This window comes from Microcoleus vaginatus FACHB-2002 (assembly GCF_040004035.1).
GTDB lineage: Bacteria > Cyanobacteriota > Cyanobacteriia > Cyanobacteriales > Microcoleaceae > Microcoleus > Microcoleus vaginatus_C.
The window spans coordinates 1-14,680 of the sequence record NZ_JAMPLN010000067.1; the positions used below are offsets into that span (position 1 = coordinate 1).

A 14,680-nucleotide genomic window follows, 5' to 3' on the forward strand; every position below is an offset into this window, starting at 1 on the left:
GCCCCAGCCGCGTTAAAATAGCGGAAACAAACAGACTTGAAATCGTACGCAGCGTCAAAATCCGACAAAATCCGTTCTACCATTAACTTAGTAGCACCGTAGGGATTGATCGGGTTTTGCGGGTGGTCTTCTGTGAGCGGAATTTTCTGCGGTACTCCGTAAGTCGCGCAAGTAGAAGAAAACACAAATTTCTTCACGTCAGCAGCGATCATTGCTTCCAAAAGCGTAATAGTGCCGATGACATTGTTGCGATAATATTTAGCTGGGTCGGTAACAGATTCGCCCACGTAAGCGTATGCAGAAAAGTGCATTACCGCATCAATTTTGTGCGTAGCAAACAGGTTATCGAGAAGAGTTCGATCGTTCGTGTCGCCCACTACTAACTCCACCTGCAAACCCCGATCTACTAAATCTCTGTGACCGTAAACTAAATTATCCAAAATCACCACACCGTAACCGGCGTTTTTCAGCGCTAATACAGCGTGAGAGCCAATATATCCAGCTCCACCCGTCACCAAAATAGTTTGTTTGTCTGCACTCATTTTCTTCTGCCTGTTTTTGTAGCTGGGATTGCCAAGAGCCTTGTTACTTTGAGACTTCCACATCAGACGCTTTCACACTCCGCGTGAGCCGGAGAATTCAAGCGAAATATATAGGCTTTGCTGTGCCCGACGGGACGATCGCACTCCTAAAAAACGCTTTTTACACTCCAGATAGATGCTGACTGTGCAAGTCTTTCTGTTCAATCGATAAACTTGAGGCGACCAATTTGGATATAATCAAATATCCGATTGATTTGATGTCGATCCTCTTCTGAAATTTTATCATCTGACAGGATAGCCGAAGTCAAAACTAAGTGTTCCCTGCGAGTGATCTTGCCAGACGCTACAATCCGATCGACTTTTTGAGAAATTGTTAAGTTCGATTTGTTGTGAGATGTTCGCATTTATTCGATCGCTTTTATGCCAAAATAGTTAAAGCGGATTGCAGTTCTTGACTCAAAAATGATGCGTACCCGACCGCACATCAATTTGCTCAACAGCAGAAATAACGCATCAGAGTTTTATCAGAGTTTTACTTCCCAAGATAGATATGCGGACTTAATAAATCTGCAATCAGCCTTCGGATAGCGTTCAGACTAACTTAATTATATAATATTTTTCCTAGAGAGGCACTTTTCTATGCAGGTTTATCGGCTTCCGGTACTGTCCGACAATTACATTTTCTTGCTGCACGACCCCGATCGCCACACAGCAGCCGTCGTCGATCCAGCACGATCGCAGCCAGTATTAGAGCAACTCCAAGCACTCGGAGCCGAATTAACAGCAATTTTCAATACCCACCACCACAGCGACCACATAGGCGGCAATCAGGAACTGATCGATCGCTTTCCCCAAATTAAAGTTTACGGTGGCGCCGAAGATAGAGGCAGAATTCCCGGACAGCAAGTGTTTTTACAAGCGGGCGATCGAGTTTCTTTCGCCAACAGAACCGCCGAAGTCTTCTTCCTACCCGGCCACACAAAAGCTCACATCGCCTACTATTTCCCCCCCAGCAACCCCAGCGAAATCGGCGAATTGTTCTGCGGCGACACCTTATTTGCTGGAGGCTGCGGCAGGCTCAAAGAAGGCACTCCCGCCCAAATGTTAGCCTCTCTGGGACAACTGCGAAACTTGCCAGACAATACCAGAGTTTGGTGCGCCCACGAATACACGCTGAACAACCTGCAATTTGCCTTGAGTGTGGATGGCGACAATCCCGATTTACAGCAGCGCTTCGCCGAAGTCAAGGAAGCGCGCAGTCGATCGCAACCTACAATACCATCATCGATCGGCCTCGAAAAAAGCACAAACCCATTTTTGCGCTGGGACTTTCCCACGATCCAATCAGCCACCAACACCCGCGATCCAGTGCAAACCTTCGCTCGATTGCGCGGCATGAAAGACCAATTTTGACCTTAACGTTTTGGTTGTTTCAGGTAACTCTTAAACTTGAGGATCGGTTCGCTCAACCACCTGTCAAGTCTTTTGTATTTTAGGTGAAAGCTCGACAGCCCCTTAAAATTATTTGGAATTTTTTTCAGTTCGTCCTTAAACGGTGTCTGAGACAACATATCGAGCCATAATGGATTGGGGGCAGTGCTTTCCCAGGGTTTCGGTCTTGACATAAAGTGCATCACTTTACTTGACATATCATCAGTCTTGTGGTTATTCCATATTTGGTCTAATTGCTTCCACCTTCCCACTAAAACTGAATTTAATGCACCTTGATCGCGATCGCCCCAAACGTGGGTTCTAGCATTTTGGAGCAACTTTTCCGACAGTTGCTCTTCCTCCCAAAGCTTCATGTTGTAAACTAAAACACCACTATTGAAATAAGGGTTTCGATCTTGATAATTGTTGAGATTTCCCCAGAAGTTGGCTGCGGCTGCTATCGGCAGAGTTGGAAAATATAGGTTCCACAGCGGCTCTAAGCTGCCCAGAACGATCGTATCGCTGTCGAGCCAAATCAGCCTTTCTGTTTCTTTGGTATATTTTTGCGGCTCCAATTTAACGTAAGGAAGTTTAGAACCTGATATCGAAAGAAGTTGGTCGTAATTAGATTGCAATTCTTGCCAATCAATCTTGTATTTGCAGCAATTCTGTAACTGTTCCTTTTTGTGTGGCTCTATCCTAGTAGATACAATGCTAATTTTTACAGGCTGCTCTCCAGATTGGCTAACATTCAGATCTACAGACTTGAGAAGTGCTGCTAACCCCAGAATATAGGTGCGATCGGCTGCTGTGAATATGTGCATAGGATTAAATTTGTGAGATGAATGGCAAACGTGACACAAACGTTGGGACTGGAGGAAGTAGGCGACCCTGTATTGAGGAAAATGCGATCGCCAATCTACCGTTGAGACGAACAAAATCTTGCCTAAATTGCGGGTTAGATTTACACAAAGAAACGGGGTTTCTAAGTAGGTAGGCGCGAATAAAGTTTATAATGTAACAGAATGTAAGGCGGGCGTAACAAAAGCGATTGCTTCGTTTCACTCCCTGCAAGAGAGGGGTTATGTATTTTCAAGCTTCATCTACTTATTTACCTGTCTGCAAGTGCCATCTGTGCGCGCCCGAAAACGAGCAACACCCATTGGTAATATGCAGCAACGCGAAAAATAATGAGACGGACTAACCTGGCATTTGAAACAGCCAGAAAATTCCCCGTCGCCTGTGCTCAATCCCGCAACTGGTTCAGACGTGGGACTCTACGATAAAATAAATTGTCTAGATATCGATATTACCGCAGAACGATCGACATCCATCTTAGGTTTGAAGTGTCACCCTGCTCAAATCAAAAGTTCCTCTGTTATTTCCCTATTATTGATCGCGATTTGCTTTGCCCAAAGTAAAATGAGCGTTGTTAGAAACCGATGCAAAACCCACGCAATACTGAACCCCAAGCAAAAATCGACCCCTCTGTTTCAACGGATTCTAACAAAGCCTTCTACCCAGCCCCGCCTTTGCCAACTGATGTAGGGATGGTTCTGCAATTGGCAGATGGCAGCATTCAGGGGTGCAATTCTCACGCCCAGGATCTGTTGGGGATGACAGCAGAACAGATGCTCTTATGCACTTCAATCAACAGTCGGTGGCAGACTCTGCGTGAAGATGGCTCGGATTTTCCCGGCGAGACACATCCGGCGATGGTGGCGCTGCAAACCGGGCAACCATGTTTAAATGTCATCATGGGCTTCGATCGGCCACAGGGAGAATTGATTTGGTTGACACTCAATTCTCAACCTTTATTTCAGCGAGATCGATCGACTCCCTATGCGGTAGTAACAACCTTCACTCCTATCGCTCAACCTCAGCCAGAACCAGTCTGTAACGCGCCCGCGCCACAACTGTCAGACACCCTCGAAAGTATTTCGGACGGGTTCTTTGCTTTGGATCGAGACTGGCGATTTACCTACCTCAATTCGCAAGCGGCGCGGTGGCTGAATCGACCCTCGAAAGATTTGATTGGCAACAGGATTTGGGAAGAGTTTCCCGAATCAGTGGGCAGTTTGTTTGAGCAGGAATATCGCCACGCCGCCACGTTCCAAGTTACGGTTAGTTTTGAATCTTTTTATCCGCCACTCAATGCTTGGTATGCGGTACGAGCTTATCCCATCCCATCGGGACTTGCCGTTTATTTTCAAGATGTGACTCAGCAGAAGGCGGATCGGGCTGTTTTTATTCAACAAGCGCAAACGGCACATCAACAACTAGCAGAAATCGAGGCGATTTATGCTAGTGCGCCGATCGGACTTTGCTTCCTCGATACTGAGTTGCGGTTTGTCCGCCTCAACGATCGGCTAGCAGAAATTAACGGAGTTCCAGCCGCCGCCCACATCGGCAAAACATTGCGCGAAATCTTACCAGAAATGGCAGATGATTTAGAGCCGCTTTACCAACAAGTTATTGAAACTAAAGTTCCTCTCAAACAGCTCGAAGTTCGCGGGACGAACTCAGCACAGCCGGGAGTCGAACAGGATTGGCTGTTGAGTGTCTATCCACTGACAGCCGAGGACGATCGCGTTTTGGGCGTGAATGTGACGGTGCAGGAAATTACCGCTCGCAAAGCTACCCAAAAAGAAATTCAACGGCTCAACCAGGAACTAGAGCGACGAGTTAATGAACTGCAATCGATACTTGATGCTGTACCCGTTGGCATTACGATCGCCGACGACCCACAGTGTCAAGTAATTCGCGCTAACCGGTTTGCCCTGTCGATGTTGCAAGTGCCGGCCGATACCAATGTTTCTGGAACCGGAGAGCAAGCGGCAGTCCTTCCGTTTAGGCGACTCCGCAACGGAGAAGAAATTCCGGGAGAACAACTCCCCATGCAACTGGCCGTGGCTTCCGGCGTCCCAGTGCGAGATATGGAAATTCAAATGGTGCGCGAGGACGGAGTGGCCTTTGATTGGTTGGTGAATGCGGTGCCGTTATTTGACGAACAAGGCGCAGTTCGTGGCTGTGTGGCGGCCTTTATGGATATTAGCGATCGCAAACAAGCTCTTGCTGCTTTGCACCGCTCTGAAGAACGCTATCGCACTTTGTTTGAGTCCCTAGACGAAGGCTTTTGCATCATCGAAATGCTGTTTGACGAAAACGACAAGCCGATCGATTACCGCTTTTTAGAAGTCAATCCGGCTTTCGAGAAGCAAACCGGACTCGAACAAGCTGCGGGTAAAACGGCGCGACAACTCATTCCGGATCTCGAAGATTATTGGTTTGAGATGTACGGCAAAGTCGCGCTGACAGGGGAACCCCTGCGCTTGGAGCAGGGATCGGAAGCCCTCAACCGCTGGTTTGAGGTTTCGGCGTTCCGCACTCCTGAGCCGCAGAGCCGAAAAGTCGCCTTACTTTTCAAAGAAATCAGTGAGCGCAAACAATCGGAGAATCTCCTGCAGCAACAGGAAGAACAACTGCGGCTGTTCGTCAAACATTCGCCTGCGGGGGTGGCGATGTTTGACCGCCAGATGCGGTATATGCTGGTGAGCGACCGCTGGCTGGCAAGTTACGGGCTCGGCGATCAAAACATTGTGGGCCGCTCCCACTACGACATCTTTCCGAATTTGCCCGAGCATTTCAAACAAATCCACCAGCGCTGTCTGGCGGGAGAAGTCGAAACCTGCCAAGAAGATCGGTTTCCCCGCCCTGATGGCTTAATCGACTGGGTGCGCTGGGAAATTCACCCTTGGCGAACCAACACCAATGAGATTGGCGGCATCATGATTTTTTGCGAAATCATCACCGAGCGCAAAAACGCTGAAATCGCTCTGCAAGCGGCCTCCCAGCAAGTCAGCAATATTATAGAAAGTATTACCGATGCCTTTATGGCGATCGATTCACAATGGCGCTATACCTACGTTAATGCCACAGCCGAAAAACTGCTTTCTCGATCGAGAGCCGACTTGTTAGGTCGATCGATCTGGGAGGTATTCCCCGCCGAGGGAGAATCCAATTCAAGGGCATATCAAGAATTTCATCGAGTCGTTAACGAGCAAGTTTCTGTCAAATTTGAAGAGTTTTCCCCGTCGCTCCAGATGTATATAGAAGTGAGCGCCTATCCAGCGGCAGAAGGACTTACGGCTTATTGGAGCGATATTAGCGATCGCAAACGCACTGAAGAAGAACTGCGGCAAAAAAATGCGATTTTGAACGTAATTAACGAGTCAGCACCCACGCCAATTTTTGTCAAAAATCGAGAAGGACAGATTATTTATGCAAATCCAGCCACGCTGGAAATAATGGGCAAATCTGCTTCTGAAGTAATTGGTGGTCGCGATCTGGATTTATACCCAGTAGAAGAACTTGCAGTCACAGTCACGGAAAACGATCGGCGCATTATGGAATCCGGCCAAACAGAAGTCCTCGAAGAATCTCACGATGGCATTCGGACATTTCTGGTAATGAAAGCTCCCTACCGCAATCAGGCGGGAGAAGTCATCGGCTTGATTGGCATCTCAAGCGACATCACAAATCGCAAACGAGCAGAAGTCGCCCTGCAAGAACAAACTAAGTTACTGCAAGTAATTATTGACAGCATTGGTGATGGTTTGATTTTGGCCAACCAACAAGGGGATTTGGTGTTGTTTAACCGAGCCGCCGTAGGCATATTCGGCCCGCTATCGAATGAAAAATCTTGTGAGGAATGGTCGAGAACATACGGACTATTTTTGGCCGACCAAAAAACCTTCTTCCCCGACGCTGAACTACCTCTAGCTAGAGCAATCAAAGGTGAATATGTCAATGATGTAGAGGTATTTGTCCGCCGCGAAGATTCCGAAGGTCGCTGGATCAGTATCAGCGGTTATCCGGTAGTTGATACTAGCAGCGAAATCAAAGGCGGAGTCATTGTCTGTCGGGATATCACAGAACGCAAACAAGCCGAAGCAGCGCTGCAAGAAAGCGAAGAACGATTCCGCAATATGGCTAACAACGCTCCTTTTATGGTCTGGGTAACAGACTCCACAGGCTATTGCACTTTCTTGAGCGAAAGCTGGTATGAATTCACAGGTCAAACGGAGGAAACTGGTTTGGGATTCGGTTGGGTAAACGCGGCGCATCCAGAAGACCGAGAACAGGTCAAAAAAGCATTTTTGATGGCCAACGAACGCCAGGAACCGTACCGCCTAGAATTTCGCGTCGGGCGCAAGGATGGCGGATATTCTTGGGCGATGGATGCGGCGGCTCCCCGATTTTCCGAAAGCGGACAATTTGAGGGTTATATCGGCTCTGTAATCGACATTACAGAGCGCAAACAAGTGGAAACCGAGCGTGATATGGTTCTTAAATTAGAACAAACTGCCCGCACGGAAGCCGAGCGAGCTAACCGCATTAAAGACGAGTTTCTGGCGGTGCTTTCTCACGAGTTGCGATCGCCCCTGAATCCGATTTTAGGCTGGTCGCAACTCCTCGTCGGCGGCAAGCTGAAGCCGAGTCAAACTGCGAAGGCCTTTGAGACGATTGAGCGCAACGCCAGACTGCAATCTCAATTAATCGAAGACTTGCTTGACGTGTCTCGGATTCTGCAAGGAAAACTCAGATTGAATGTGGCTCCGATGAATCTGGCAACCATTATTCCGTCTGCTGTGGAAACCGTGCAATTAGCAGCAGAAGCTAAAAAAATTCAAATCCAAACAATCTTAAATCCCGAGGTCGGGCAAGTTCTCGGCGATACAAGTCGCTTGCAACAAATTGTGTGGAATTTGTTATCAAATGCGGTGAAGTTCACGCCAGAAGGGGGTCGAGTAGAAGTTCGATTAGGGCAAATCGAACACGAAGCTCAAATTCAAGTCACCGACACGGGTAAAGGCATTATTCCCGATTTCTTGCCTTATGTTTTTGACCATTTCCGACAAGAAGATGGCGCTACAACGCGCAAATTTGGCGGTTTGGGACTGGGATTGGCGATCGTCCGCCAACTGATCGAACTTCACGGCGGAACGGTGTTTGCAGAAAGCGCAGGAGAAGGTCAAGGAGCGACGTTTACGGTGAGATTACCGCTATTAAATGATGATTCTAGAAGGCAGGAGGAGGAAGCCTTCAATGGGGCTGCTAGTCCCGATCTCTCATCCAGGCCGCTAGCTGGATTGAGAATTTTGGTGGTAGATGATGAACTCGACTCGCGAGATTTTGTCGCTTTCGTGCTTGAGGAAGCGGGTGCAGAGGTGATTTCCCTGTCGTCTGCTGCTGAGGCGCTACAGTCGATCGAACAAACTGCACCGGATTTGCTCGTCAGCGACATCGGAATGCCCCTGATGGACGGATATATGTTGATAAATCGCATCCGCACTCAGCTTGCGCCTGAGTATCGGCAGTTGTTGGCGATCGCCTTAACGGCCTATGCTGGAGAAGCGAACGAGCGCCAAGTTTTGCAAGCCGGATTTGACAAACACTTAGCCAAGCCGATCGATCCGACCCAGTTAGTTGCTACTGTAGCGCGATCGATCGCCCAGCGCCTTGAAAATAAAGCCTGAGTGCTCGGTAAGACATTGCACTGTAGTTGATTTGGCTCATTACAGCACCCCGGTTTTGCGTAATTTCAAACTGAATTTGCCCGTTAAAAATATTATCCCTGTTTCTTCCCTCGAACCTCGAATCTCGAACCTCGAATCTCAACATCCATCCGTTACATCCGTTATATCCGTTACATCCGTTACCAAATCCGTTGCCGAACTTCCTTGCGATCGCCCCTCAAACTTCGCTATTATAAAAAGTTGCAGTTAAAACCCCACAACCCACGATCATGGCCAAGCGCGTCCAATTAGTTTTAAATAAAGATGTCAGCAAACTCGGCAAAGCTGGCGACGTAGTAGAAGTAGCCCCAGGCTACGCCCGCAACTACCTAGTACCCCAAGGAATGGGATTTAGAGCCACTCCGGGCATTCTGAAGCAAGCAGAGCGCCGCCGTGAAGAAGAAAGACTGCGCCAGCTAGAGCTCAAGCAGCAAGCTGAAGTCCGCAAAACCGCCCTCCAATCGGCTGGGCCTTTCATCATCTCCAAGCAAGTTGGCGAAGCTGACGCGATTTTTGGTACTGTCACCAACCAAGAAGTAGCAGAACTGATTTTCAACTCTACCAGTCAAGAAGTCGATCGGCGCGGCATCACTCTGCCCGAAATTCGCCAAACTGGTACATACAAAGCTGAAATCAAACTACACGCAGAAGTTACCGCCGAAGTTGATATTCAAGTTGTTCCGATGTAATTAAGAGTTATCAGTCATCAGTCATCAGTCATTAGTTGTTAGTCATTAGTCATTAGCTAACAACTAAGCACTGCTAACTTGCAAAGTGAGTTACGCTAACTTACACATGGAGAACTGATTACTAATAAGTGACCACTAATAACTAATGACTGAGAAATATTGACTAATGAGCGATTTGATGCCGACAAATATAGAGGCAGAAGAAGCAATTTTGGGCGGGATTTTAATTGACCCCGAAGCTATTTCCCGAATTGCCGAACTGCTGCGGCCGGAGTTTTTTGCCATCACCGCTCATCAAGTCATTTATCGATCGGCATTAGGGCTATTTTTACAGGGCCAACCTACCGATTTAATGACGGTAACAACTGCGCTAACCGACCGCAACCAGTTAGAGCAAGTAGGAGGACTAACTAAATTAGCACAATTAGTCGATCGCACAGTTTCCGCAGTCAACATCGACCAATATGCAGTTTTAGTTGAAGACAAATACCAGCGCCGCAAATTAATCGAAGCTGGCAACAACATAGTACAATTGGGTTACGAGACGGCAACACCACTGGAAACAGTCTTAGACCGCGCCGAACAAGAAATTTTCAGCATAACTCAAGAACGTCCGCAACAGGATTTAGTGTCGATCGGCGAAACATTAAACCAAACATTTCAAGACCTAGAAAATCGCAATGAAGGCCTGACACTTCCCGGCATTCCCTGCGGTTTTTACGACTTAGATGCTATGACAGGAGGCTTTCAGCGATCGGATTTAATCATCGTTGCAGCCAGGCCGGCGATGGGAAAGTGCTGTACAGATGAGTCAGTTATAGTACAAAGCGATGGAAGCCTTGTTACCATTGAAGAAATCTATCAAAAACGTCAAGCTGAATTACTAACATTAGGAGAAGATTGGCAATTTCACCTAACTAGACCATCAGGTTTTATAGATGATGGAATTAAGCCTGTATTTCGGGTAACAACAAGGCTGGGACGTTTTATAGAAACTACCATTACGCACCCATTTTTAACAATTAAGGGATGGCGGCAGTTGGCCGAAATACAAGCAGGCGATAAAATTGCTGTCCCCCGCAGGATGAATGTTTTTGGTAAAGAAACCATCCGAAACTGTGAAGTTAAATTATTGGCTTATCTAATTGGCGATGGGTGTTTGACACGCAGCGCGCCGAAGTTCACCAATGGAAATACTGCTATACTACAAGATTTTGCTGAAGCTGCTACTAGCTTCGGAGGTCTTAAACTGCGATTCCGCGAGCAAGGGAAGCGCACACCAGAATATTGTATAATGGGCGAGCGAGAAAGTTACACAGATAGTATAAAAAACTTTGGTTATAATTTAGAAATAATCCTTTTAAAACGAAATTTTGACTCTAAAAAATTAGCGCTAGAATTGGAAGTTCCACCGCGATTAGTCCGGTCTTGGGTGGAAGGAATAGCATTTCCCAATCAAGAATTATTTAGTGGCATTTGCAGAGTTTTAAGAGTAGATCCAGAACACCTAGCCGATGAGGGAATGGATGTTATTAATACAAGTCATAAAAATCCCCTTAGAAATTGGTTAGAAAAGTTAGGTCTGATGGGAAAAAATGCTCATGAGAAAACAGTACCAGAAATAGTTTTTAAATTGGAGCGATCGCAAGTTGCCCTTTTTCTCAACCGCCTCTTTTCAACAGACGGCTGGGCAACCCTACTTACCAGCGGTCAATCTCAACTAGGCTACTGTTCTGTCAGCGAAGGACTAGCCAGACACGTCCAGCATCTACTGCTGAGATTTGGCATCATTGCCGCCCTCAAAAAGCGTTCTGTCAAATACAAAAATACTCGTAGACCAGCTTGGCAAATCGATATTACTGACGCAAAATCAATTAAAACATTCATATCAGAAATTGGCATTTTTGGCAAAGAGGTAGCCTTATTCCAAGTAAAAGAAGCATTAGAAAATAAAGAATACCAAACTAGCCGCGATTTAATTCCTGTCGAGGCGTGGGAATACCTAGCCTTAGCCAAAGGCAACGAATCTTGGGCATCCTTAGCAAAACGCGCAGGTATCAAAGGTCATTCAAATATCCACGTTGGTAAACGTGCGCTGTCCAGGGAAAGATTTTTAGTTTTAGCAACGGCTTTAGATAATTTGTGGCTGAAACAACTGGCAGATAGCGAGGTTTACTGGGATGAAATAGTTTCTATCGAACCGATGGGAAACAAGCAAGTCTACGATTTAACTATCCCGGAGACGCACAATTTTGTGGCTAACGATATCTGCGTTCACAATACAGCTTTCTGTACCAACATCGCCCACCACATCGCCGCTGGACAGCAAAAATTGCCCGTTGCCGTTTTCAGCTTAGAAATGTCGAAAGAACAGCTAGTGCAGCGTATCCTGTCCAGCGAAGCCAAAATAGAAAGCAACCGATTGCGATCGGGTAGAATCAGTCAAAACGAATGGGAACCAATCAGTACAGCCATTGGCAATTTATCAGAACTGCCGCTGTTTATTGACGATACTCCCAATATTACCGTCACAGAAATACGATCGAAAGTCCGCCGCCTCCAAGCAGAACAAGGCGGAACCCTAGGATTAGTCTTGCTAGATTACCTGCAATTAATGGAAGGTACCAGCGACAACCGCGTGCAAGAACTATCTCGAATTACCAGAAGTCTTAAAGGTTTAGCCCGCGAACTCAATGTGCCTATCATTGCCTTATCTCAGTTGAGTCGGGGTGTGGAAGCGAGGACAAACAAGCGGCCCATGATGTCTGATTTACGCGAAAGCGGCTGCTTAACAGGTGATAGTTTGGTAATGCTAGCAGATACTGGTGTGCGCGTACCAATTCGTGAATTAGTAGGGAAATCAGGCTTCACAGTTTGGGCGCTCAATGAAGCCACCATGCAGTTAGAAAAAGCCGTTGTTAGCAATGCCTTTGCTACAGGTGTTAAGCCTGTACTACGACTGCAAACTCGTTTGGGACGGGCAATTAGAGCCACTGGCAATCATAAGTTCTTAACCATTCACGGTTGGCGACGATTGGACGAGTTAAAAATAGGCGATCGCATTGCCCTACCTAGATACATATCAAGTTCCTTCATCCAATCGATGGACAATGCCGAAATAGCCTTGCTAGGACACATGATTGGAGACGGATGTACTCTACCTCGACACGTTATTCAATACACTACTAGAGAGGAAGATTTAGCCAATACAGTTGCAAATCTTGCAATAGAAGTCTTTGGAGAGCGAATCATACCTCGTATTTGTAAAGAACGTGATTGGTATCAAGTTTATCTTCCTGCCGCCTATCATCTCACACATAATGTGAGGAATCCTGTAACTGAATGGCTAGATGCTTTAGGTGTTTTTGGTCTGCGTTCTCACCAGAAGTTTGTCCCTAATCAAATATTTGAGCAGCCTCAAGAAGCAATAGCTTTATTTTTACGCCATCTTTGGTGTACTGATGGTTGCATAAAAACAGGTAGGAGTAGATGTCATTACCCTAGTGTTTACTATGCTTCCAGTAGTGAAAAATTGGCAAGAGATGTTCAGTCACTCTTACTCAGACTTGGTATCAATGCCCGCTTATTTTTAAGCCCCCAGCCAGGGAAAGGGCGAGATCAACATCAAGTTTGGGTTACTGGAAGACCTGATTTAGATAGGTTTATTCACTTGATTGGTGCAGTAGGTAACTACAAACAGCAAGCTCTGACAGAAATTGCAGAATACATTGAAATTCGTTCTAGCAATACTAATAGAGATGTCATACCGCGTGAAGTGTGGAAGATGTATGCTGTTCCTGCTATGCAGCAATTTGGTTTAACTACACGCCAGATGCAAGCACAGCTTGGCAACTTGTATTGTGGTACAACCCTTTACAAACACAATCTCGGTCGGGAACGAGCATTGAGATTAGCTACAATTGTTAACTCTGATGAACTTGCCCTTTTATCTAAGAGCGATATTTACTGGGATGAAATCGCCTCAATAGAAATTGATGGCGAAGCTGAGGTTTACGATTTAACAGTGCCTGCACTGCATAATTTTGTCGCTAATGACATCATAGTTCACAACTCGATCGAGCAAGACGCGGATTTAGTCATTATGCTCTACCGCGATGAATATTACAACCCTGATTCGCCCGATCGCGGAATTGCAGAAGTAATTATTACCAAACACAGAAACGGCCCCACAGGAATCATCAAACTATTATTTGACGCCCAATATACCTGCTTTCGCAATCTGGCATCTCCGAAGCGATCGTAAATCAACCAGAACATACACAAAAACCCGGTTTCTTAAAAAAAACCGGGTTTCTAAACACCGTAAAAATTTTACGTTGAATTAGATTGAGCTACTTAGCCAGCGATTTTCAACAATTCCACATCAAAAATCAGCGTAGCATTAGGAGGAATAACCCCGCCCGCACCGCGAGCACCGTAACCGAGGTCAGGGGGAATAATCAACTTGCGGCGGTCTCCAACTTTCATCGTACCGACACCTTCATCCCAACCCTTAATTACTTGACCCACGCCAATTTGGAACTCAAAAGGAGAATTGCGATCGCGCGAACTGTCAAACTTCGTGCCATCCTCCAAAGTTCCAGTGTAGTGCACCACAACCTTCTGCCCGGTTTTGGGAGTCGCCCCATTACCCTCTTTCAATTCAACATATTTTAGACCGGAATCGGTGGTGACAGTTTTCTCAGTATTATCAGTCATGTTATTGCCAGCGATAGTAGCTGGTACCTCTGGTAAAGTAGCATCAGCTACTAGCAAGCTATTTTCATTCAAAGACGGCGCTGACAACTTCTCAATAGCAGTCTCGGGTAAAAGATTGTTCAATTCGGCTGCAACTGCTTGGGACCCAGAACCGCCCATTTGAGCGACTATCAAAAACAAAAAGCAAACCAGCATTACTCCCAAGCTGACTAGAACTCCTCGCAAAATTAATCCTCCTGATACTTTTAACCGCGATATCTCAGATATCTAAGACATCTAGTACAACAAGAACTACCAAATTTTATCTGAACTTTTCCACCAAAAAAGGGCAGGTGCCAGATAATTTTCAAGGCAAAAGTATGAAGTCAAAATGTTTGTAATTCTACATAAATGGCTTCTACATAAGTGCCTTTTTTAGCCTTCTGCCTTCGGGTGACAATCTTATCACAAGATAGCAGCGAACTTCTCGCGCGCGTTAGCGTTAGCTTTCGCGATCCGAAGGAAAGCCCGCCCCTTGTATCTTAAAAGAGTGAGGACGGTCGATCGCCACGTCATTGATTCGATCATACCGACAATCAGGCGATTGAGCCGACAATCAGTCGCTCGTACCGACAATCAGTCGCTCGTACCGACAATCAGTCGCTCGTACCGACAATCAGTCGCTCGTACCGATCATCGGTCGCTCGTACCGATCATCGGTCGCTCGTAGCGACAAATGGGT

The 14,680-nt window shown here is 46.5% G+C and carries 9 protein-coding genes; 5 read left to right on the top strand and 4 right to left on the bottom strand.

What is annotated here, in order from left to right; translation table 11 throughout:
• Nucleotides 1–542 (bottom strand): NAD-dependent epimerase/dehydratase family protein (locus NDI35_RS28860; protein ID WP_445315703.1); only part of this gene is annotated, 542 nt, incomplete at its 3' end.
• Between the two features lie 200 nt (nucleotides 543–742).
• Nucleotides 743–946, bottom strand: coding sequence for a hypothetical protein (locus NDI35_RS28865; protein ID WP_190659093.1), 204 nt, complete (start codon nucleotides 944–946; stop codon nucleotides 743–745).
• Between the two features lie 235 nt (nucleotides 947–1,181).
• Between NDI35_RS28865 and gloB the strand changes: the two genes are divergently transcribed.
• A complete protein-coding gene (gene gloB, locus NDI35_RS28870) occupies nucleotides 1,182–1,955 on the top strand; it encodes a hydroxyacylglutathione hydrolase (protein ID WP_445315704.1) in 774 nt (257 codons plus the stop codon).
• A 2-nt stretch (nucleotides 1,956–1,957) separates the two neighbouring features.
• Here gloB and NDI35_RS28875 read toward each other — a convergent pair whose 3' ends face one another.
• On the bottom strand, nucleotides 1,958–2,797 hold the full coding sequence (locus NDI35_RS28875; protein ID WP_445315705.1) for a glycosyltransferase family 8 protein: 840 nt from the start codon (nucleotides 2,795–2,797) through the stop codon (nucleotides 1,958–1,960).
• Nucleotides 2,798–3,415: 618 nt separating this feature from the next.
• Here NDI35_RS28875 and NDI35_RS28880 point away from each other — a divergent pair.
• The 3 genes from NDI35_RS28880 (at nucleotide 3,416) to NDI35_RS28890 (ending at nucleotide 13,504) form a co-directional block, all read left to right on the top strand.
• The gene (locus tag NDI35_RS28880; protein WP_445315706.1) at nucleotides 3,416–8,512 is read left to right on the top strand and encodes a PAS domain-containing protein; all 5,097 of its coding nucleotides are present in this window, start codon (nucleotides 3,416–3,418) and stop codon (nucleotides 8,510–8,512) included.
• Between the two features lie 269 nt (nucleotides 8,513–8,781).
• Complete coding sequence (gene rplI, locus NDI35_RS28885) at nucleotides 8,782–9,240, top strand: 50S ribosomal protein L9 (RefSeq protein WP_006634794.1); 459 nt, start codon at nucleotides 8,782–8,784, stop codon at nucleotides 9,238–9,240.
• A gap of 166 nt (nucleotides 9,241–9,406) precedes the next feature.
• A complete protein-coding gene (locus NDI35_RS28890; RefSeq protein WP_445315707.1) occupies nucleotides 9,407–13,504 on the top strand; it encodes a replicative DNA helicase in 4,098 nt (1,365 codons plus the stop codon).
• A gap of 92 nt (nucleotides 13,505–13,596) precedes the next feature.
• Here NDI35_RS28890 and NDI35_RS28895 read toward each other — a convergent pair whose 3' ends face one another.
• Nucleotides 13,597–14,184, bottom strand: a complete 588-nt coding sequence (locus NDI35_RS28895) for an FKBP-type peptidyl-prolyl cis-trans isomerase (protein WP_445315708.1) — start codon at nucleotides 14,182–14,184, stop codon at nucleotides 13,597–13,599.
• A gap of 289 nt (nucleotides 14,185–14,473) precedes the next feature.
• On the opposite strand from NDI35_RS28895, the gene NDI35_RS28900 reads away from it, so the two are divergent.
• Nucleotides 14,474–14,668: a hypothetical protein gene (locus NDI35_RS28900; RefSeq protein WP_445315024.1), complete on the top strand. Its 195-nt coding sequence runs from the start codon at nucleotides 14,474–14,476 to the stop codon at nucleotides 14,666–14,668.
• Nucleotides 14,669–14,680: the final 12 nt, after the last annotated feature.